Genomic DNA, 22,759 nt, shown 5'->3' with positions numbered 1-22,759 from the left:
CGGCGGAAATCTGAGCCGTGGTTGACGGATCGTGAACACCTAAAGTAGAAACCAACCCTCCAGTCGCCGGCACCACGCACTGTTCACCATCGCGTGGAATCGCTGTTCACGATCGCTGGAATACGCACAGGTCGATAATGCAATTCGGACTGCCTCAGGCGCTCCTTTGAAGAGAGGCGCCTGATCCACCACCAATCTCTCTGCGCACGGACTTGCTCCCGTATTCGTGCTGAACCAGCGCCAATCTCAGCCACGGAAAAACGCCTGGCGGATGGAATCCTTTGTCTTCTGAGACTGTGCTTACTGTCTGAATCAACCCCTGACCGTGCAAGCCCAGAGGTTCCGACAACACCTCTGAAAGCGAACGTTCGGACCGCATCGGAGTTTTTGCCTCAGCGATGGCGCGCGCGCCGGTGATGAGGACTCGATAGCGGCGAGCCAAGAATGGACTGCTTCAGCACGACGTCGAGCCGTGATGGTTCGTAGGAGAAGGAAGGGCATTGTCCGCGATCCTGTTGATGCCACAATCTGCCTCGATCGCACCGCAAAAAAAAGGCCTGCGGCTAGAGCGAGTGCCAGGATCAGTGGTGCGGCGCCTGCAGCGGGTCGTACTCCGCACCTGCCTTTGGGCTTGAGCCGTGTCCACAGGCGGTTCCAAACGACGATCCCGCGTCGCCACCCGTGAGAAAGTTCGCCACTTGTGGGCGAAGCGTGTCGGCAGCCAATGCGAAGTTGATGATGACGCTCGATTGATTCTTTGCCAGGCACGGTTCTTCTTCCTCGTCGTCATGCGCCTCGAGTGGCGCCAAGATGCGTCGAGAAAGATGTCGTGTGTTCGCCGTTGATCGTTGAACGCTCGCCGGCATGCCTTACGACTTCAATCTGCCACGAGCCTCAAAGCTTTGAGCCCCGTCGACGACAGGCCGCCCGAGCTCCTCGCCTCACCGGCCATGCTGGCCTGAACAAGCTCTCGATCGTCTTACGCAGCTTCTAGGCAGTCGCTGGTCCCAAGGGAGTCAGTCCCCGTACCCGCGTACGGCGGCCATCGTGACGGCACCCCGGGTGCCGCTCTTCACCATCACCTGGGGGCTGCCTCGCACGGTTCCGGCGATGAGTGCAAGATCCGCCCGGTGATAATCGATCGCGCCGCGCAGGCCCGCCCGGCCGTGGCTTGCAATCTCGAAGAGCGACTCATCGCCGGGCAGATTGATCTTCGTCTCGGCATCACTCAAGTCCCAGCTGCGAGAGTTTTCAGAGCGATGCTACCGGAAGCCGGTATCACCCCACTGTGCCCCACTATCGAGCCCGCGCTCCTCTACGCGTTGACGCTGACCCGTCGTACATCTGACGATTCCGCGACCACTGACCAACGATAGTTGCCACGAAGTTATGGGAGCATCACTTTGTCTCTGGGAATTACACTAATATGAAACGGGATCCTTTCCGCGGACTCTTCACTGCCCTGAGTGAGAGTTGCATTGATGCACGGCCTGAGTTTCCTAGTCGCAGCTGTTGCCACAGTGGCAGTCGCTTCACAAACGGCGATGACAGATAAGGAAGAATCGCGGGTAGCCGCGGACGGTACGTTGTACATCAAGGCACTGACGATACCTCCTTCGAATCTTTGGAGTCCTAGCTTCAAAAGCTGGCATCGGGCGAATGCCGCAGAGTGGTCCGCCACGGCCATGCCTCCCTCGCCACTCCCGCCGCGAGATGCACCCCGCGCGTTGTGGGATAAAGTCGATGCAGCACAGCAGCAATACCTGAGCAAGACCTTAGCAACGCTCAAAGCGCGCTATCCAGTCACTGTGACGGACACCCACATTGCGGGTGTGCACGTGGGCGTGATCGCCCCTGTCGAGGGCATCACGCCCAAGCGCCGCCATCAAGTCCTCATCAATCTTCGTGGCGGCGGATTCGTCTACGGCCGTGGACTGAGCGCCGGTCAACTCGAGTCCATCCCAATCGCAGCTATTGGCAAGTTCAAGGTCGTAACGATCGACTATCGTCAGGCGCCAGAGTACGAGTACCCTGCCGCAAGCGAAGATGTCGAGGCGGTATATCGCGCGCTGCTCACAGTTTACAAGCCACAGTCCATCGGCATCTTTGGTTGCTCGGCCGGCGGCGCTCTCACCGCCCAGGCCATCGCCTGGTTCCAAGCTCGCGAGTTGCCTCGCCCCGGCGCGGCGGGCATCTTCTGCTATGCCCCGCCGACTACGCCCACTCTCTGGGACCTGGGCGGCGATTCCAGCATATGGGCCAGCGGCGAGTTACTCCCGAAGAGTGAACTCACTGAAACTGACCGCGCCCGTCTAGCACCCTTGAGCTGGTACATGGAGAAGGCGAATCGAGAGGATCCAAGCGCCTACCCAGGGAAGTTCGACGCCGTGCTCGCCCAGTTTCCATCCACGCTGTTCCTGAGCGGCACGCGAGCCTATGAGATGAGCCCGGTGATTGTTGCGCATACTCGCCTCCTGAAGCTCGGTGTGGACTCTTCCCTCTACCTCATAGAGGGCGGTGGCCATGCCGCTCAACTTGCCGCGATCGAAACGACTGAAGTCCGTGACGCCTACAACTACATCGCACGATGGTTTCAGCAACGACTGGCCGAATAGCAGCTTCGGCTATCGATGTTCCATTTCCCTGACGATAGGTAACATGATCTCAATGGGATCGGCCATCTCACTCTCTTCCAGGCCGTTGGACTGATCGGTGGGCAACCTCGGTAGGCGCCTCGCGACCACCTCGAGCCCAGGGAACGCTCGCGGTAGATCCGTGCAAAGAACTTCTCCGGCCGCCTTGGACATTGCATATTCCGTCATGTGTAATGGTCGGGTATCCACGAACGTGCTCGACGGATAGAAAACCCTCATTCCACTAGGGTGCTTTGTCATACAGATCTGTACGAGATCTGCAAAGCCGTGGAGGTAGAAGTCATCGAACTCCTCGAGGCGCGCTCGGCTAAAGACTGTCGTTCGGTGCCGCGCAATCATCGGCGTGGCGAAATAGTAGATATGGTCCGGTAGCGCCTGATCGACCGTTGACCACTGCTCCATGGCGCTCTTGCGCACGTCGTACTGGAGCACGTCGCATCGCCCCCCAGTCCTTCGGATGTCGTCCGCAACACGGTTCGCATCCGCCTCGCCGATGGAATAGGTGATTATGACGCTGCCGCCGCCCGCGCAGATCAACTTCGCCGTGAGCTCCCCGATGCCTCTCGAGCCTCCGACGACCAAAGCGATGGAGCGACGAAACTCGTCTTTGCGAACCCGAGCGGCGATGCGTGCCATTGCGGGCTGATTTTTTGGTGGCATGCGTGCGAGCGCTTCGAGTGTTCCATGCATGTCGTGACCGACCACGTCGATGTGAACTAGCCGGAAACGACGATCCACCGATCTCACAGCGTAGCTCAAGGCGTTACTTGAAACTCCCTCGGCGCGACGGAGTCGTATATCGAGGCCTGCGAAGAAGGAATGAAGACCCGGCACGATCATCCCAACCACGCACGAAAGAGTGACGAGGAAAGCCACCCGCTCTGCGCCGATTGATCTCGATACCGCGGGAAACATGCCCCGAGCTCCCTCCACAATTTCATGAAAATCGAGCGCGCCGCAGACCCCTTTCATTTCTTCGAGGTTGAGGTCGTTTGCAGAGAAGCTGGGCGACGATGCGACCTCAGCACAGTGCATCCCTCCAGCTCTATCTAGATCGAGCGCACCCGCAAATTCCATCGAGACTGCCAATGCAACGGTATCGTCGACCCACAGCCGGGCGCGGATGAGATTCGGCAATCTGCACGTAATCTCCGAAGTCACTTCGTCGCCCACCAGAATGGGTGACCGAAACTTCACGAGCAGGCGTCCCAACCCGTTCACCGAGACCCCGCCGTCGACGACGGACTCGAGCAGCCATAACACTGAGTGAATGCCGTGCACGATGGTCGAGCCGGAGCCGATACGCCGGGCTGCGACGGTATCGACGTGGACGGGATTGCGATCTCGACTCAACTCAGCGAAGCGCTGCTGGCTTTGAGGATCAAATACTTTCCTATTCATATCGATTATTCCTCGGCTGACACGACGGCGCAACGCGGATCACACACGCGCATGTTAGGACGTTCCCGGAACTACTCGTGCAGGACGATCGTCGTGCATTGACTTCATCACAGCGCGTGCTCACATTTCAAGATAATCATGCCAGGGAAATCGCTTGTATGACTCAGCCCATCTACAAATCGCTAACGGCAATACTTCGCGACGTCTTCGACGATGACGCGATCGTGGCGACCCCAGATCTCAACGCTCAGCGGGTCAACGGCTGGGACAGCCTCGGTAACGTGCGCCTCTTCCTCGAGATCGAGAGAAGATTCTCCATCCGATTCAGTACGCCGGAGATAGCGTCGCTAAAGGACGTCGGGCAACTCGTCACCATGATTGAGAAGAAGTGCTCGACTGTCACTCAATGACGTACGCTGATATTTCTTCCATGAATACTGGACTCGACTCTTTGCCCTGGCTGGTCAGCCCAGCGGAGGATTTCCGGCGGCGGGTTGGCGAGCTCATCGTCAGTTCCGAAGAGGTTCGCAACGATGCGTGGCAGCTGTCGCAATATCGCCTCAACACCAATCAGCTTTTCAAGCTCGGCTCGGCGATACAACGCATGGTAGAGGCGGATCCACACGTGATCCGGCTTGGAATCCTTTCCAACGGCACCACAGAACTTCTCGCACCGGCACTTTGCGTCAGTGCGCTGAGACACGGGGTGTGGATGAAGATAATCACTTCTCCCTTCAACGACGTCGCACACTCGGCGCTCAACCCACACTCACAAATCAACGAAGCTCGATGTAACTACATACTCTTGTGCATTGACCATCGAGGCCTGCCATTCGCTCCTTGTCCCGGCGATGAGACGCAGGCAGAGGCAGAAATCCGAACAGCTCTCGAGTATGTGGATTCGACGTGCGAGGCTCTGCACTCAGTCTGCGACTGCACCATCATTCTTCAAACGCTACCTCAAGTAGCCGAGGCACTATTCGGAAGCTTGGATCGGAATCTCCAAGGCACGACGCAATGGCTGATTGATCGCCTCAATGCCGAGATCAGGCGGCGCGCACGCCAGCCGGGCAAACTGCTGCTGGATTCTGCCGCGCTCGCTGAGGCCGTCGGTCTTCACACGTGGCACGATCCAGTGCAGTGGGCTGTCGGCAAGTTTTCTTTCAGTCACGGGGCTCTTCCCCTCTATGCGGACTGGTTTGGCCGACTCATTGGCGCCGCCCTGGGCCGCGCACGGAAGTGCTTGGTGCTCGACCTAGACAATACATTGTGGGGCGGCGTGATTGGTGACGAGGGCTTGGCCGGCATCCAGATTGGCAACGGCAGCCCTACCGGAGAGGCCCATCTTTCGATACAGCGAGCAGCACTGGCGTTGCGTGACCGAGGGATTCTCCTTGCGGTCTCATCGAAGAACGATGAGGAAGTAGCGCGCGCCGCCTTTCGGTCTCATCCTGACATGCTTCTTCGTGAACACCATCTCAGTGTGTTCCAGGCCAACTGGCAAGACAAGGCATCGAACATCGAGGCGATCGCCAGGGAACTCAATGTCGGCCTAGATGCACTCGTCCTACTCGATGATAATCCCGCAGAGCGCGAGCAGGTGCGCCGACAGTTGCCCCGGGTGGCCGTGCCGGAGCTCCCGGATGACCCGGCACTCTACGTGCCGACACTGCTTGCCGCAGGTTACTTCGAGTCCTGCGCATTCACCTCAGAGGATCGTAATCGAGCAGATCAATATGTCGGTAACGCGAGGAGAGCCAAAGCACTCAAAGCTGCGCCCAGCTTGGATGTGTACCTGCAGTCGCTACAAATGCGGGCCATCTTGGCGCCCTTTGAGCCGATCGCTCGCAGCCGGATCACACAACTGATCAACAAGACCAATCAGTTCAACCTGACGAATCGTCGTTACACGGAACTTCAGGTTGAGGAATATGAGCGGGCCGACTCTGCGTTTACGCTGCAGGTTCGCCTCTTGGATCGATTTGGCGACAACGGGATCGTTGCCGTCGCCATCTGTCTGAAGAACTCCTCGGCTTGGACCATCGATACCTGGTTGATGAGCTGCCGAGTCTTCAATCGTAAGATAGAGCATTGCATGCTCAACCATATCGTCACGTGCGCCAGAGCGGCCGGCGCCACGGCGCTCGTCGGTGAATATATACCCAGCGATCGAAACGGCCTTGTGGAGCATCACTATCCCAACATGGGGTTCGGGATCTATGCGAGGGAAGGACGTCTGAGCAAATGGAAGTTGGATATCACCACCTACACCGCGATGCCCGTTGCGATCGAGACTGAAGTCAAGGCAGTGTCATCTGCGTGATCGGGTGAGGCCCGTGTCCTTCAATTCGTTCCCCTCTATTCTTATATTCTTACCTATAGCAGTTACCGGCTATTGGCTGCTCTCCGCCGGTGTGAGTCATCGATTTGCATCGTACTGGTTGCTCACGTGCTCCGTCGTTTTCTATCTCGTTGGCGGCGGACCATGGAGCCTACTCATCTCAGCGTCATCCATTCTACTGGACTACATCCTAGTACGGGTGATCATCGAATCCGCGCCTGAAAATCATCGTGTCAGACTGACCGCTTTCATCATTGGCGTCCTGGCGAACATCGCCTGCCTAGGCTATTTCAAGTACACGAATTTCTTTCTGCATACCGCCAACAGTGTTCTCGGCACTCATTTGGAGGCCGCTCACATTATCATTCCTCTAGGCATATCATTTTTTGTCTTTCAGAAGATCGCCCTGCTTGCTGATGCATGGTCGCGTCAGATTCAGTCCTTGCGCTTGACTGAGTATCTTCTGTTCAACTTCTTCTTTCCAAAAGTGATCGCGGGCCCCATCGTTCACTATAATGAGCTAGTTCCCCAGTTCGAAACCCACCGAGTGTCCTGCCCCGCGCGAGAACTCGCGATCGGACTTTGTCTCTTTTCACTCGGGCTCTTCAAAAAATGCGTCATTTCGGATGGAGTCGGCGTCTTCGCGCCTGCTGCCTTCGACTTCGCAGGCGAGGGATATCCTCCACTACTCACGGCTTGGACGAGCATTCTCGCTTACACGCTGCAGATCTACTTCGACTTCTCGGGATACTCGGATATGGCATTGGGCACCGCGCGGATGCTGGGAGTGCGGCTGCCAATGAACTTCAACTCGCCCTACAAAGCCGTGTCGATCGTCGACTTCTGGAATCGTTGGCACATTTCCTTGACGCGCTTTCTGACGGCCTACAGCTACACGCCGCTCGTCGTCAATTTGTCACGACGTCGCCTGCTCGAGGGCAAACCCGTACTCGAAGGAAAGGGCTCGGCGCTCTCCGCGATTTGGACCCTGATTGCGATTCCCTCGGTGTTGACGATGGCATTGTCTGGCTTGTGGCATGGTCCCGCCTGGACCTTTGTCGCATGGGGCGTCCTGCACGGAATCTATCTCACGGTCAATCAGGCGTGGCGCATCCTGCGTCCCCGCTTCTGGCCGAACAATCTCGTCTACGAGAGAGTCATGGGACCCGTCGGATGGCTTCTGACCTTTCTTGCCGTTTCCGTGTCCTTTGTATTCTTTCGCGCCCCTTCTCTCGAATCGGCGTTCTCCGTGCTGGGTGGATTATTTGGACTCAACGGAGCACAGGCGCCGGTTCTAAGAACGCTTCAGATGACCGGGGCCGACGATCTCGGGCTAAGCGTCACGTTGAGGGCTTACTGGGAAGCCTATGGCTTCTCCACTGTCTGCATTGTGGGATTGCTCACCGTCGTCGTGATGATGCCAAACTCTCTCGAGATTTTGAGTCGCTACCAACCTGCGCTCGATTTTACCGAGGAATCGCTGCCGCCTCTGACGAGCAAGCCAACCTCCATAGGACGGGCCCTACTACAAGGAGGCGCACCACTCTCCTATGCCACGGCGGTCGTGATGGCCTTGCTTTTTTCTGCCGGATTTCTCGCCCTCACGGGCAGCAGCCGATTCCTCTATGGCCAGTTCTGATGCCCTTCCGCCGACGCGCAGATTCATCCTCGCGTGGCTGCTGGTCTGTGGCGTCACGCTCTCGGCAGTTGTGATCTTTAACGCGGCCATGGATCCCTACCTTGTCATCGGGACGCCGAGGATCGATGGCCTCAACGCTCGGAAGCCGGCGGCCGATCAATACCAGCACATGATGAAAGCCCATGAAGTACTGCGCAGCCACCCACGTACCGTCATTTTAGGGAGCTCTCGAGTCGCCATCGGTCTCGAAGCCACCAATCCCGCCTGGCCCCCCCGCTATAGGCCGGTCTACAACCTAGCGATGAGCGCAGCGGACCCGTATACGTCCTATCGCTACCTGCAACACGTCCTCGCGCGGAACCCCTTAGAACTTGTGGTCCTCTGCCTCGACTTCGAATTCTTTCTAACGAATCAACTCTCGCAGCGACCGCCAGAAACTCAGTTCATACGACTCTCCGTCACCGACGAGGGGGGGGCCAATCCGGCTTATCGGCGGGAGCAGTTCAATGACACGGTTGCTGCCCTCCTTTCCCTCGATGCGCTCGGCAATAGCGTCAAAGTGCTAGCTGCAAACCGATCTGTACGATCCTCTAACACGCTGAGCGGTGACTGGGAGTTCTCGCTCTACCAACATCCGCAGGATTCCATCGGGTTCTATCCCATGTGGCTACTGGATGATGTTCTCGCCGTGACCCGATTCCATGGCGTGCATGAAAAGCTCGCGCCCATGCAGAGTGTGCGGGATATACTCGAGCTCTGCGCGAAACGTGGGACGCGCGTGATTGTGATCATCAATCCGTATCACGCAGACATGCTCGAAGTTCTCGATTACGCCGGCCACTGGGAAACGTTCGAGAAATGGAAGCGGCGCGTTTTACACCTTGCTATGGAGTACAGTGCCGAACCCAATCGACCCGTCGATCTTTGGGATATGAATACATATAGCCCATATACCACCGAAAGCATCTATGAAGGATCTCGAGGTCTCCAGTGGTTCATTAACTGCGGCCATTATACTCGGTCACTCGGAGACCGGATGGTTCGGCAGATATTCTCGCCAGAAATCGAGATCGTTGGACAACGCCTCACCCCGCAGAATCTGGAGGCTCATCTTGCAGAGATACGGACCGCTCAGCGGGATTATCGCAATCAACATCGCTCCGACGTCGAACGTATGCTCACCATCTATCGTGAATTTGCCAGGGAACAGTGAGCAGCTGATTGGCATCAGCGCCCTGTGCATCGTTTCGAGCACATCGAGCCGCGAAGATTTTTGCGCGTTGGGCGACGTGCTGCATCAGCATCGCTGCTGCTGGAGCACTGTCGAGCAGCCTGATGTCCAGTTGCGTAGGCTCCATACTGAAGGACTTCCGCAGCGGCTCGGACTGGAGGCTCGCTGACAAGAGCGTAGACGCGACGCCCCCAAACAATCACGGCTTTTTGCGCTCATGGTCATGGCGTGGCCACTCGAACCTTCGACCGGGCCGCGATCTCGAGTTTCGTGACGTGAGTAAATCCCGCCCAGTCTTGCTCTTCAATTTCTGTGAACTCAGCATCAATACGGCGCAGGGCTCGATAGCTAACACCCGTATGGGTCGCGCCTCACAGGACGGGCACCCATGACTTCGCAGGCCGTGCTCGCATAGGTGCTGCCGACGTTCGAAGCGAGGCGGAAACGCTGCTCCGAGGGCCCATTTCTGCTCGAACGACACGATTTCAACGCCGATTGCATTCTGACCCACGCCGCCTCAAGAATGCCGAAGTAGATTTAACCCACCCGGGCGCCTATTACTAAGTCTTCGTTGCCACCTTGATCGATCCAGCTTTGCGCTTGTCCTTGAGGCGATAGCTCTCGCCAGCGATCTAGACCATGTGCGCGTGGTGAAGCAGCCGATCGAGAAGCGCTGCCGTGAGCGCTTCATCATCGGCCAGGGCTGTTGCCCATTGCGTGAAGCGCAAGTTGCTGGTGGGGATCATGCTGCCCCGTTCGTAGCGTTTGGCGAAGACGTTGAAGAACAGGTTCGCCTCATCACGTCCGAATGGCAGATAGCCCATCTCATCGACGATGAGCAGCTTTGGTCCAAGAACGGCGCGATTGAAGTATCCCTTCAGCCGGCCTTGCGCGTTGGCCGCAGCGAGCTGGATCATCAGATCAGCGGCGGTGATGAAGCGCGCCTTGATGCCCGCCATTACGGCGCGGTAGCCGAGCGCCATTGCCAGATGGCTCTTCCCAACGCCGGAAGGTCCGAGCAGCACAACGTTCTCTGCACGCTCGACGAAGGTCAGTGAAGCAAGTTCCTGTATCTGCTGCTTCGGAGCGCCGGTGGCAGAGTTGAGGTCGTAGCTCTCGATCGTCTTCACCACCGGCAGCGTCGCGAGCTTCAGCAGCGCCTGTCGGGTGCGCTCGGTATTGGCCGCCTGCTGCGTCTCGAGCAGCGATGTGAGGAACTCGGCGAAGCTGGCCTGAGTGTCGGCAACTCGCTGAGCGTGCGCCGACCACTCGGTGCTCAGGACAGGCAGCTTCAGTTCTACACACAGAGCGGCGATACGTTGTTGCTGCAAGCTCATGCTGCATCCTCCAGCAGTGCCTGATACACCGACAGCGCATGCTGTAGCGACTCGCACGGCACGACGCTGGCGCGTGCGATCGCTGGTGCGCTCTGCATCGCGCGAATCGGCAATGCGCTCAACTGAGCCTGATTCTCGGTCAACCGCACGCATGGTCGGGCTCCCGTCGTCGCATGGATACGCGTGTTCGCCACCTCGTTGAGCCAGCGCAGGACCTCGCGGTTCGCAGTCTCCACGTCCAGCTGCAAGCCGCCTGCGCGCAGCGTCGCGGCCAGCGGAACCGGAAAGCTGCCTTTGAGATAACCGTTGAATCGCTCGACTTTGCCCTTTGTCTTGGCTCGGTACGGACGACACACCCGCAGCTGAAAGCCACAGTCGCGAGCGAGCTCGAGCATGCCCGCATGCCATCGGTGTAGCCCTGGGCCGTAAGCATCACGTTCGATGATCACTGTCTTGGTGTTGTCGAACAGCACCTTGCGCGGCACGCCACCGAAGTAGTCGAAGGCGGCGACTAATCCATCGCGCTAGTCAGCCAACAGATCAGAGCGAAGAAGCGCACAAACGTGGCACGACTGAAGCCCAGCGTCGCCACGAACGCAAGCAGTCGATCTCGGCCGCGACGGATCGTCGTGAGACCCGCTTGCATCTGCTGACCTGGCGGGGTCTCAAATCGCACCACGGGATCTGCGCGTACGGCCTTGAACGCGTGCAGATACGCCTTCAGCTGATTGATGCCGCCAGCATAGCCCATGGCGCCGATCTCGCGTATCACCACCGTCGCCGGAATCCAGTCCGGCCGGGCCTGCTCAATGCGCTCCTGTAGATAGGCCTTATAGAGATCGAGCTTGCAGGCCCGCGGCTCACGTGGCCCGTACGTTGCCCTGCCGCCGCCACGCAGGTACTTGCGAACCGTGTTACGCGATAGCCCCGTCTCTCTCATGATCTGCCGAATCGAGCGACCTCGTCGTTCCAGAACCCGAATCTCCACCGCTTGCTCCTGGGTCAACATCTGGACGGCTCAAAAAGCCGTCATCCTCGCCCAGGTGGGTCACTTTTGCCTCGGCGGGGTGGGGATGCGGCGGAATTCTTGGACTGGTTAAGCAGCGATCCCGAGATTGCTACGGTACTCGACGGGGCTGCGTGCGCCCAGCGAGATCTTGATCCGCGCTTCGTTGTACCAGCGGATGTAGGAGTCCAACGCGGCGATGAACTCCTCGATGGTCGTGGACAGCCAATTGTGCGAGTAGAACAATTCGTTCTTCAGGCGACCGAAGAAGCCCTCGCACGCTGCGTTGTCTGGCGAGCACGCCTTGCGCGACATCGAGCGGACCAGCTTGGCGGCAGCTATCCGTGAGAGCCATCCAGGCCACCGGTAGTGGCTGCCGCGATCGGAATGCACGACGGGCCGGTCGCCGCGGCCGGCGACCATCTCGATAGCAGAGTCTAGCATCGCATTGACGAGTTCGGCGTCCGGGCGCGTGCCGATCGACCAGCTGACCACCATGCCATCGAAGCAATCGATCATGGGAGACAGGTACACCTTGCCGGCCGGAATCTGGAACTCTGTAATGTCGGTGAGCCACTTCTCGTTCGGTGCATCCGCGGTGAAGTCGCGGTTCAGGAGGTTGTCCGGCGCCGGACTGATCTCGCCCATGTATGAGCCGTATCGACGACGTTTGTGCTTGACGACGATCAGGCACTCCTGCTTCATCAGTCGCTGCACGACCTTCTCTGAGACGTTTACGGACTTTCTGGTCAACGATGCCTGCATCCGGCGGTAGCCGTAGCAACGGTAGTTGCGCTCGAAGATGTCGGTCATGAGGCGACGCACCTCGACGTACTTGTCCGCGACTGCGAGTCGGCCCCGATGGTAGAAGTAGGAGCTGCGGGGCAAGCCCACTTCTCGGAGAAGCTCCGTTAGCGTGTATGTCGGTCTCAGGGCATCAACCAGCTGCATCTTCTCCCGATTCGTCAGGAGCCGCCGGTCGATGCCCAGTTCTTTTTTTAAGAGTTCATTTGCCTTCTTCAGCAGGTCTTGCTCGAGCCGCAGGCGACGGATGTCCCGCTGAAGCGTCTCGACCTGCTGTTGCAGTTCGGTTCGCTCAGAGCTTGGCGGGGAGTTCTTCTTGCGCTTCATTGATCGGGAGGCATCTTGGCCGAGTAGCTGATTCCTCCAGTTGTACAACGATGGCCGAGACACGCCCAGCCCTTGAGCCACTGATTGCGCGCTTCCTTGTCGCATGCATAACTCGATGACTGCGGACTGCTTCATTGCTGGCGTCAGGCCCTGGATTCGGCCAACAACGCGCGTGCGCGTCTGTGGGCGCAGTTCTTGGACCCATGAAGGAAGCAGAGTCCGCGACGGATAGCCTAGCGCCTTAATCGTCACCGCGAAGCAGCAGCCGTGATCTAGGTAGTGTTTGACGGCCACTTCCTTCTGCGCCTGCGAGTACTTCGGCTCGCGCACGTAGCCAGCGGACAAATCCAGGCGCTGCTCGTACTCTCGATGCCAGTGCTTGAGTGCGTTCTTCGTCGGGTAGCCGAGCTGACGAATGGTCAGGGCGAGTCGTTTACCCAACTTGATGTAGAGCCGCACAGCTCGAAGCCGATCCTCGTACGAATACATGAACTACCCTCCAGATAGTCCAAGATTTCGTCCGCACCTCCGGTTGGGTCAGTATTACTTCGGCGTTAACACGAATCTTCCATTGCCGCGATCACCTACGCTGTCGGTTACCGCGATTGCACCGGTCTCGCGCGCGCATTTGGACGCGTGCTTGGAATGAGCCCGCGCGAGCTATGTCATCTCGTGGTCAACCAGCAAAGCCAGGCTTCGATCGATCGTTTGCAGTTTCATCTGGAGCCCGCCTCGACCACGGAAGTAAACTCTATGTCCGCCGCAAACAGTAGCGCGACCTTTTCAACAATTGCCTTACTACGCACACAGTGCAGCATGGTCGCTGCCCGGGCGCACTAATCGAATGGTCGTCGCCCTGATTGTCCGCTTTGCATAGCCTGGACCGAGGCCTGACGAGGACTCTTAAACAGAGTCAGGCTATTTCGTTGTACGAACATCGTTGCTGGACCGGAAAGCGTTCCTTCGCTCCTCTTCTGGGCACCACGGCGTCGAAGCGAAATCCTCTCGGAGGGCTGCATCGGACCGATATGCAGCTAGTAGTCAGCCCAGCGGCTTGCCCGGGACCAATGGCACGCACCTTCATCACGGCGAGCCCGCAGCAGCCAGAACTATCCCGCGGGCTCATCGGTGACGGCCTTGAGGCAAGCTCCCGGTTCAACGAAGTAACGGTTGAACTCATTTGGAACTAAGCTCACCGTCACCCTACCTACAATGGGCTTTCATAACATGAATGCCGGACCGATCTTTGCCAGAACGCGCAGCTTTTGGCTCATACTTCCGATTGCAGTCGTCGCACTTGCTTTGAGAGTCGAGGACATCAGTTTTGTGGAAGATAGCTTGTTCGCTGACGACGGCTACGTCTTCATCAAACACGCCAATGAACTAGGGATTCGGTCGGTGTGGGCCGCCTACGCGGGCTACCATCACCTCTATATACGGATCGTTGCTCTATTTGCCCGGTCCTTACCTCTTGCAATCACCCCATACATCTTCTTGTTTGGAGCGATAGTTCCGTTCTTATCTATAGTCTACGTGCTGACCACCCGGGCAGAAAGAAGTGGCATTGATCATCATCTGATCGCACTTCTCGTCATCGCAATCGCCCTTCAGCCGATCGCCACGGCATGTTCGTTCCTGTATCTAACCCCCTCCTTCTTTCTCCTCGGAACTGCGCTTGCATTCTACGTCTGCCTTCCAAGTCACAAGCCAACCTCCTTGCTAGAGGGATTGTTCCTCGTAGTCGCCAGCCTCAGTGGTCCGTTCTCATCAGTACTAATCCCCGTCCTCGCGGTTCGGTTCGCCGCTCTTCGCGACTGGGCGTCAAGAAAGGCTATGTATACGATTGTTCCCATCTGCGGGATGATTCAGGCGATATCGATTGTTGTGTCGCCAAGGATATCCAAAAGCGCACTGGACGCGAGCACGGAACACTGGCTCCATGCTCTCGGGTCCTCGATACTCTTCGGAGCGACTAATAGAATCACGTGTGCGACAGCAGTTCTGTTTTGGTGTGTCACCCTGCTTTCCTTCGTACGATGGATTCTCGTGAGACGGCGCCTCGATCCAGCGATATGGATCTCTCCTACGCTTGCCGCCGTCGCGGCGATTGTCATGTTGTTTGTTATCGCAATGGCGTCCGGATACGCCGCGATTTCTGACCTCAATCCGATGAATGATATATTCGCAAGGTACTTCATATTTCCATACTCGCTGATATTCTACATTGCATTTGTCTGTGCAAAGGACGACATGGTACTTAAGCTAACTACGACATGTCTGACGAGCGCCATATGCGCCGCGAATTTCCTGACTATTCCACAAGTCAACGCTCCATCAACAGCGGACGTGTTTTCACGTGCCCACCTGCAGTGGACTGCGTACGCAAAGTTCCAAAAGCTAAAGCCAGATTTGGTTATACCTATCAACCCGCAGTGGCCATTGTATCCGCCGTTATGGACGGCTCAGAGGATAGAAGATGACGAAGGTGAACTGGGTTCTGGTGACGGTGCCTACATTCGTCTGACCTCGAAGGAAACAAAATATGGTGAGGCAGGTCTCGAGTATTTGAGAGAATCTGCCCCTTCCGCCAAACTCGCACTGGGGCCGATCTATTTCGACATACGCGACTATTGCGTAACGAGCAACTATATAGCCTTGGAAATCAAGATATGGCGTAGAGATATGGGCTGGGCGAAGATCTCTTGGGGGACGCCTGGAAGCTTTGAGTCCAGAAAATCCTTGGAGAGATTCTACTTAGAAGGCTATTCGTTGATGCAATTCGCGTTTCGCAGAGCCCGATCGGACTATCTGATCAGACTTGATCCCGCGGGAGGCGTTCCGAACTCTGGAGCCTTACGGTTCTTAAACCAACCCGACATCAAGAGTTTTTTCTCCCGCTTTGGCACCATTGCCCCGAATCAGATCGATCCAGGGGGTGAAGCGAAAATCGAAGAAGCACGCCTGTTCTGCTTAGACTGACGACCAGATGTTCAACCGAGAATCGCAACCCCGTGTAGTGGCCGGAAACGCGCTCGGCTGTCACTGACCTGCTGGCTTTCTTCGGACCAGTGATTACTTCGGAGATGCGGCTTTCGGGCTCGTTGTTGAAAGGGTTTGTTTGAACTGTATAGGCGTGAGCTGTCCGAGGTTCGAGTGAGGCCGAATCTCGTTGTACTCACGTCGGAAGTTTTCGATCAGGATCTTCGCATCGACTCGATTCTTGAACCACTGCATGCTCAGGCACTCATCGCGAAACTTGCCGTTGAATGATTCGTTCGAGCCATTCTGCCATGGCTTGCCCGGATCGATGTGCGCGGTGCCGATGCTTGCTTTCGTCAGCCAGCGTAGCACGGCTGTGGAGACAAACTCCGGCCCGTTGTCGGACCTCAGATACCGTGGGGCGCCATGCGTGCTGACGAGCCGGGAGAGTAACTCGATGACTCGTGCCGATCGAATGCTTCCGGAGACATCGATCGCCAGACACTCTCGCGTGTACTCATCGATAACGGTTAGGCATTTCAGCTGCTGGCCGTTGGCGCAGGCGTCGTACACAAAGTCATAGGCCCAGACCTGGTTGGCATCCGACGCTGCCAGTGGCCGGGGCCGGCTCGCTGCCACGCGCTTGCGAGGCTTTTTCTGGGCACCTGCAAGCCATACTGCCTCCAGATCCGATGCGCTCGGTCTAGGCTCATCACATGGCCTTGGCGGTTGAGAAACACATGGATCCGACGATAACCGTACCGCGGGTACTGCGCCGACAGCTCGCGCATGATTGCCACCACGGGCGTATCCTTGGCCAGCAAACGGGACTCGTACCGAATCGTTGATCTAGCCACCGACATCAGCGCGCACGCTCGCCGCTGCGACACGCCACGTTCACACACGAACGCGACCTGTTGGCGACGCACGTGCGCGCTCACCATTTTTTTGCCGCGACTTCCTTCATCACGTCGATCTCAAGGTCGCGCTCGGCCAGCAGCTTCTTGAGCTTGGCGTTCTCCTGCTCCAGCTGGCGCAATCGCTTCACATCGACGGACTCCAACTGGCCGAAGCGTTTACGCCAGGCGTAGATCGTTACGTCGCTGACGCCGTGCTTCTTGGCTACCTCGGCGATCGGCGCCTGGTCGGCCTCTCGCAAAATCTTGACCATCTGCTCTTCGGTGAACCGGCTCTTCTTCATCGCTCCTCCATCCCGAGGAGCCATCATCCCACAAAGCATCAGCTGGTCCGAAGTTCAGCCAGCAGGTCATCACTCTGCGCAGGGAGACACTCGAGGAGGTTTTCAGTGAGCCGCTACAGTGGATTGTCACATGAAGAATCGACTGAATGCGCGAAGACGAACTGCAGCGCTGAGAAGACGTTATTTCTTAGGAGGGGTGGTGTGATAGGGGGCTGTGGTGCTGGAGATTTGAATCAGCCCGGCGGATCTCGCCTAGAACACGGCAGGATTCGACAGCTCGAGCAATGGAATACTTCGGCGACGGATCATATCAGCCGACCGATTTACCGAAAGCGATCCTGCAAGTAGCGACAGTTGGCGCTCACCCCCCGCTGTAGCAGTCAGTAAGACGTGTGCCGGCCCCTTGCCGCGTGAGACGAACCCCTTAACTCATCTGGCAGCACGCTTCAGCACCGGCTTGCCCTCACTGGCGCGGTACAGGGCCGGGGCGTCCAGTGATCCAGAAGTCATGGAGGTCGACACGTAAGGTTCGAGAAGCTCCATTTTGTCAGCTTATGAAGCCAGGCCAAAATGGCAATGCCTGCAATGAAATGGGCCCCACTTCCCCCCGCTAGCAGCCTTGGACCCAGACGCACATCACAAGCTAGCCGTCGCGAATCTCACCAGCGAAAGCACGCATGACCCATGCGCGCAGCACGCGTCGCTCGGACGAACACCAGCTGCGAATAGCGCACAGGACTAGCGCCTCGGCCGCGCTTGCTCAGTTGCAAAGGACGAGGGTTAGCGCGACGCGGTCATCGCAACGATGCAGGGCTACCAAATGGCGGCTGCGCCTCTGGATCAAAAGCAAGAACCTGAGCGGGCGTACCGAGGGTATGTACATCACTGATGTCCAGGCGCGGGGCGACGACACGCTTGCCCTGGACGAGCATGACCTCGTATAGAGGAGCAACGTAGCGCTCACCGTGCGAGAGTTGTATGCGCCGCCGTTCATAGGCTTCTTCGTAGTGCTGCGAGAAGCTTTCGGCGGAAATGAATCCATACAGCCCGACCGTTGCCCAACTTGATATCGGCTGCTTCTCCGCCACCTCGATCACATCCAAGCCGGCACCATAGCGAACGAAGCTCATGCTCGGCTCGCTGCATTGAAACACTGGGAGGCAGCCGTAAGCCGTTCCAAGATCTTTCGGACGCATTGCGTTTGGCCTTACGCAAGTATCAATGTTGTAGATCCACAATGGCTCCTGCGGATCGGCATGCACCAAAGCGTCGAACGCCGTCTCAGCTTGTCCGCGACTCACGCCAGAGCGCTTCGCCACAACGATTTCGGCAATGCCTAAGGCTTCCGCCGTCGCGCGGATCCAACCTTCATCCTCCTCATCTAGATATGCAAAGATAAATCGATCGTTGAAGAAGGCTTCCAATGACGATAGTGACCAATCCATCAGGGAGCGCCCCCGGGCCATGATGCGAAATTTCGGCGGGAGGTATCCTCGCTGCTTGAAACGAGAGCCCACGCCGGCCATCGTAATCAAAACCGTCATCCGTCAGTTCCCCCGTCCCAACTCTTAGCGTATAGCTGCAGACCAATGGTGAGTATCGCAAGCTGTCGTTTCGGCATATCTACATGCAAGGGCAGCATGCTTAGAAACAACAAGGCCTGCAGCGCATATACTTGGCCCCGTAGCTCGGCTTCGGGAAGCAGAACCGCATCAAAGATGGAGCGCACTCTGGTGTGGTAGTCGCACGACCTCAGTCCAACATGCAACGCGCCTTGAGAGTTTACCTCAACCGAGAACACATCGGAGACAACGAAATCGTACCCGCCGGCATAAGAATGAGCCAACTTCGCGAGATCGTATCGGCGATCCCCGAACACACCGGGCACGCCAAACTCTCCTCGTGGGTCAATCATCTTTATCAGCCTAACTTTGGGGTCATATAGCAAGTTGCTGAAACAGAAGTCTCCGTGGATCGGTGTGAGCTCCTTTATGTTCAGCAGCCCTGAACGCTCGACGAAGCTAGCCAAAGTTCGCTGGACACGATCGATCGACCACCTTTCAGCGCCGCGATATACGAAGTAGTGCTTCGTAGCTGGAAGTTGCGCTGTAAATTCCGCCAGACGTGACTGCGTCTTGTCAAAATAGACCGCCTGTGCGAGCTGTGGTGCTAGCGAGCTTCTTACTGCTTTTCCGGCAAAGTAGGACTGAATGCAGGACACTGAGCGAACAACATCATTCCACGCCCCCAGATTCAGCCGTTGATTGACGAACAGATCGCTCAATGTCGGGATCGACAACAGCTCCATCGTAATGAACGGATCGTCGCCGTCGCTGCTATCAAACACCCGAGGAAGGAAAGGCGCAACCTCATCAGGAACTTGCTTAAACCAGCGCACCTGCTTGCGGAAATCATCTGTGTTCCGCGATTTCTTTGTCACGCGTCCTCGGAGGGCGTCATAGCTCAGTGAGTTGAAGTGTCGTACATTCTGATAGCTCAGCCGTGACTCGTAATAGCCATCCACGTGACCACAATCCAACCATCGTTTCGCCGCGCGCAAGCCCATCGGACGGATAGCTGAGTAACTCTCGAGCGCCACGAAGAATGGCTCCCGCTTAGGGCTACTCAGCTCCACTGCTCTGAGCAATTCAGTCGCCAAACGCTTGCCATCTCTGAACGAAAAGAGGCCGACACAGACGAGCCTGGGGCCACAGGGTTCGACCTCCTGGCGATCGTTGGTGATTTTCACGGTGCCCGCAGCGTCGACTGTTACACTTGTCCAACGGTAAAGGTCGCTTCTGGATTGAACATACACGGCATCGCCGAGAGGCATTTCTTCTACGTCGAGCAGTGTATCGGCCATGTGTACGACGACCACGTCACCCGGTGTAATCCTTGTGATTCCCGCGAGGACAGTCTCCCCAATGCTTCCACTCTCGTTGAGTCGAACGGCCTCGATGCTCAAACGCTCGGCCGGGTCAATATCAAGCTCAGGAGCATCGGGAGAGAGCAAGAAAACCATCCGAACGCTGTGATCGTCGCTTCTGTACTGAGAGATGATGCGCTTGTACAGGGGCGCGCCGCCGAGCTGAATAAACGAAGCATACTTTGCTCCCGTCTCGGCCTGCATGTCTGGCGAGAGACCAGCCCAATTCGGCACGAGCACGACGAGGCTATCCATCGCACAATCGATCCTTTCGAATCAAAGACTCGATCTGAGCAAGATCCAACACCGTAAATTCCCGTGGCCGTACCGCTCGATCGTCCACGTAGAAACCGTTGTGACCGCACCAAGGCTTTCCAAAATGGAGCTCATCGTACGGAATCTCGTGGCGAGCGAGCCACTCAACGAGAACAGGCGCCGTGTGACGCATTATCCTGCCGATGTTTCCATCGTACGTTCGCATATTCCTGCTTGTATACAAGATGATCCAATAGCCCTTCTCTTTCATCTCACGAATCTTCTGCACGACGCTGGGGACGGCGCTTACCTCCGCGTAAGATTGCCCCGGCCCACGTCGCCCGGCCAACGTTCCATCGACATCGATCACGATGACCTTTTCCTGAGTGACCATAAGCTCATAGAACCACATCACTGTCCTGATGTGGTTGATATTTATCCATCACAATCTTCTTGAGGGCTTTCAGATCCTTAGTCGTGCGGACCTTTCGATCTGACACTGAGATTTGGCACGAACCAGCATTGAGTGGGCGCGACACTCTCACAGCTTAGCTATACTGGAGCGGACGCGTGTCAACTGGCTCTCAACATTTTATTTTCTCACGGTGTGAAGCCACCCTCAGGAACATAGGGCGACGTATCGCCCGAAGCCTCGCGCAGCAACTTGCACTTCCTGTGAAGCGACTGCACACTTGGCGCCAGCCAACGTGAACGGTGCTCGAGCACTGGCACACGTGAAGCGCCTAAGGTGATAACACGAGTTGGTTGCTCCCCCGCGCCACTCAGCGGCCTGAGTGGCGTCGGGGCATCCTCCATGTCGTTGTCAGCTCCGTAGTGGCTACGGGTAAGCAGTAGAAGGTGCTGTCTCGGAGCATAGCGAAGCAGCACGTCGCATTGACGCCGTGCCACGGCAATAAGCGACAGTGTCGCGTTTCCTGTTAGTTCCTGCGATCGTAGTATGCGCTCGAGATCGGCTCGCGTATCGAGGCGAAGACGGATAGGAGGGCTTCGTTTGAGGACTTTATTGCCCCCCGGAAGGATGCTGGCCTCCGATGAGGGAGCTGAGCGGCGGGTCACGGGCGCCAGGACAGCGTAAGCGGCCAGATGTGCCGTGGATGTGACGTCGGCAAGTCACGTCAGCGAGGAGTCGATCCGCGGTCCAGATCGCGACTCCCGGCATGCCGGTCTGGACCGCGAAGAGAGGGTGAGCTTTGAGAAGTTGCCCAACGCGTTTGCGTTCCTGCGAGGAACGGAACGACCATCGCCGCGGCTTTGGTTCTATGCACAACCGCCGTTTATTCGCTAAGTGCTCGGACGATCTCCGCAGCCAACCTCTTGCCCATCGGTGGCGCCGGCTTAAGCAGACGATGAACGAGATCCTTCTCTTGACTGCCGACAAGCGCTCGACCATGGGTAACGCTCGAGCAGGCCCAGTACTGCTGGATGATCTAACCGCGCCGATGACGCATTCCAAGGCGGGATGCGTCTGCGTGAGCCATCCGCGCAGACGATTGCTTGTCTGCGTCAGCTGCGAGACCAGATCGGCATCGTAGCAGGAGAGAGCATCGTGGGCTCGGCAACTTCCTCCTGCGCGAGCTTGGGCGGGCGTAGAGGGTGTGATGCATGCATCGATCCGCGTCGGGGATGATGGCTGATCTCACGGATCAATGTGAGCAGATCCGCTACGAAAGACCATTCATATCGAGCCTGCCCCGATGCCATTACTTCAAGCGACTCTCGGGCGATGTTCAGGCTATGCCGTGTGGACTCGACCTATCCAATCTATCTCGGAATCCCTTTGGCAGTGACGGCGTCGCACCATATTGACAGCAGACGTAGCGTGCGAGCTCGGCGGCAACCACGTGAACTTCGCGGAAGCTCATCCCAGCCAAGAGTCCCATGGCCAGGGCGGCTGCAAAGGCATCCCCAGCTCCCACTGTATCGACCACCGGTGTCGCCTGCGAGTGAAGCACTGACCAACTTCCCTCTTGATGGATCAAACTCCCCGAGGCGCCGCAGGTCACGACAACGACCTTAAAGCCGAAGGCGCACGCCAACTGTTCGATCCGCTCTCGGACGTCGCCGTGAAGCGAATACATCGAGGTCATTACCGCGAGCTCTTCGTCGTTCATCTTCAGAATGTTCGAGAGGCGCAACGACTGGTCGATCACTTCGCGGGAATAGAATGGGAGACGCAGATTGACGTCGAATATCTTGAGTGCATGAGCCGGCGCCGCAGCGACCAACTGCTGAATGGCGCCGCGCGAGGTCTCACTTCGCTGCGCCAACGTCCCAAAGCAGACAGCATGCGCCCCGCGGACGGCCTGCATTGCAACATCGGTCGCCACGAGTCTTTCCCAAGCTGCATCCTCGGCGAATGTGTAATGCGGGACACCTTCCTCATCCAATGTCACAGCCACCGTGCCGGTCGGTCGAGTGCGATCGACCTGGACCGTGTCGCCCGAGAGATTATTCTCCAGAAAGCGCCTCATTACTTCCCTGCCAAGATCATCGTCACCGACTCGAGTCACCATCATCGCTTGAGCCCCCAGCGCCGCGGCCTGATAGGTGAAGTTCGTCGGGGCACCGCCCAACTGCGGCCCCGTGGGTAGGAGATCCCATAAAACCTCCCCCAAGCCAACCACGGTGAAGGTCATC

13 protein-coding genes and 4 pseudogenes are annotated in these 22,759 nt (G+C 57.4%); 6 read left to right on the top strand and 11 right to left on the bottom strand.

From position 1 onward, the window contains the following. Positions 1-581 precede the first annotated feature (581 nt). On the bottom strand, positions 582-809 hold the full coding sequence (locus JM946_RS30080) for a hypothetical protein (RefSeq protein ID WP_218043203.1): 228 nt from the start codon (positions 807-809) through the stop codon (positions 582-584). 207 nt (positions 810-1,016) lie between these two features. Beyond that, a complete protein-coding gene (locus tag JM946_RS29575; protein WP_203171067.1) occupies positions 1,017-1,232 on the bottom strand; it encodes a hypothetical protein in 216 nt (71 codons plus the stop codon). A 495-nt stretch (positions 1,233-1,727) separates the two neighbouring features. Here JM946_RS29575 and JM946_RS29570 point away from each other — a divergent pair, with 495 nt between their 5' ends. Next, the gene (locus tag JM946_RS29570; protein ID WP_203171066.1) at positions 1,728-2,615 is read left to right on the top strand and encodes an alpha/beta hydrolase fold domain-containing protein; all 888 of its coding nucleotides are present in this window, start codon (positions 1,728-1,730) and stop codon (positions 2,613-2,615) included. A 9-nt stretch (positions 2,616-2,624) separates the two neighbouring features. Here the strand turns inward: JM946_RS29570 and JM946_RS29565 are convergent, their stop codons facing one another. Continuing rightward, positions 2,625-4,055, bottom strand: a complete 1,431-nt coding sequence (locus tag JM946_RS29565; protein ID WP_203171065.1) for an SDR family NAD(P)-dependent oxidoreductase — start codon at positions 4,053-4,055, stop codon at positions 2,625-2,627. Positions 4,056-4,132: 77 nt separating this feature from the next. Between JM946_RS29565 and JM946_RS29560 the strand changes: the two genes are divergently transcribed. The 4 genes from JM946_RS29560 (at position 4,133) to JM946_RS29545 (ending at position 9,248) form a co-directional block, all read left to right on the top strand. Then, positions 4,133-4,465: an acyl carrier protein gene (locus tag JM946_RS29560; protein WP_203171064.1), complete on the top strand. Its 333-nt coding sequence runs from the start codon at positions 4,133-4,135 to the stop codon at positions 4,463-4,465. A 20-nt stretch (positions 4,466-4,485) separates the two neighbouring features. Beyond that, a complete protein-coding gene (locus JM946_RS29555) occupies positions 4,486-6,378 on the top strand; it encodes an HAD-IIIC family phosphatase (protein ID WP_203171063.1) in 1,893 nt (630 codons plus the stop codon). Between the two features lie 217 nt (positions 6,379-6,595). Beyond that, complete coding sequence (locus JM946_RS29550) at positions 6,596-8,035, top strand: MBOAT family O-acyltransferase (protein ID WP_203171062.1); 1,440 nt, start codon at positions 6,596-6,598, stop codon at positions 8,033-8,035. Beyond that, on the top strand, positions 8,022-9,248 hold the full coding sequence (locus JM946_RS29545; RefSeq protein ID WP_203171061.1) for a hypothetical protein: 1,227 nt from the start codon (positions 8,022-8,024) through the stop codon (positions 9,246-9,248). Before JM946_RS29550 ends, JM946_RS29545 begins: the two co-directional genes overlap by 14 nt. A 653-nt stretch (positions 9,249-9,901) precedes the next feature. On the opposite strand, the pseudogene istB reads toward JM946_RS29545, so the two are convergent. The 3 genes and pseudogenes from istB to JM946_RS29530 form a co-directional block, all read right to left on the bottom strand. Further along, a pseudogene (istB, locus tag JM946_RS29540) lies at positions 9,902-10,603 on the bottom strand (IS21-like element helper ATPase IstB); the annotation flags it as partial. Beyond that, positions 10,600-11,612 (bottom strand): annotated as a pseudogene (gene istA, locus JM946_RS29535) (IS21 family transposase). The pseudogenes istB and istA, both read right to left, overlap by 4 nt. Before the next feature lie 87 nt (positions 11,613-11,699). Beyond that, entirely contained in the window at positions 11,700-13,229 is a 1,530-nt protein-coding gene (locus JM946_RS29530) for an IS3 family transposase (protein WP_203171060.1), read from the bottom strand. 723 nt (positions 13,230-13,952) lie between these two features. Here JM946_RS29530 and JM946_RS29525 point away from each other — a divergent pair. Continuing rightward, a complete protein-coding gene (locus JM946_RS29525) occupies positions 13,953-15,719 on the top strand; it encodes a hypothetical protein (RefSeq protein WP_218043201.1) in 1,767 nt (588 codons plus the stop codon). Between the two features lie 93 nt (positions 15,720-15,812). Here JM946_RS29525 and JM946_RS29520 read toward each other — a convergent pair. From JM946_RS29520 to JM946_RS29505, 5 genes and pseudogenes are all read right to left on the bottom strand, one after another. Further along, a pseudogene (locus tag JM946_RS29520) lies at positions 15,813-16,920 on the bottom strand (IS3 family transposase). Between the two features lie 794 nt (positions 16,921-17,714). Next, the gene (locus JM946_RS29515; protein ID WP_203171058.1) at positions 17,715-18,464 is read right to left on the bottom strand and encodes a glycosyltransferase family protein; all 750 of its coding nucleotides are present in this window, start codon (positions 18,462-18,464) and stop codon (positions 17,715-17,717) included. Beyond that, a complete protein-coding gene (locus JM946_RS29510; protein WP_203171057.1) occupies positions 18,461-20,101 on the bottom strand; it encodes an aminoglycoside phosphotransferase family protein in 1,641 nt (546 codons plus the stop codon). The genes JM946_RS29515 and JM946_RS29510 overlap by 4 nt, the downstream gene beginning before the upstream one ends. Positions 20,102-20,883: 782 nt before the next feature. After that, a pseudogene (locus JM946_RS30825) lies at positions 20,884-21,756 on the bottom strand (IS110 family transposase); the annotation flags it as partial. A gap of 93 nt (positions 21,757-21,849) precedes the next feature. Next, on the bottom strand, positions 21,850-22,758 hold the full coding sequence (locus JM946_RS29505) for a carbohydrate kinase family protein (RefSeq protein ID WP_203171056.1): 909 nt from the start codon (positions 22,756-22,758) through the stop codon (positions 21,850-21,852). Position 22,759: the final 1 nt, after the last annotated feature.

This window comes from Steroidobacter gossypii, from assembly GCF_016801985.1.
GTDB lineage: Bacteria > Pseudomonadota > Gammaproteobacteria > Steroidobacterales > Steroidobacteraceae > Steroidobacter > Steroidobacter gossypii.
This window is presented reverse-complemented; position numbering and strand designations above follow the sequence as displayed.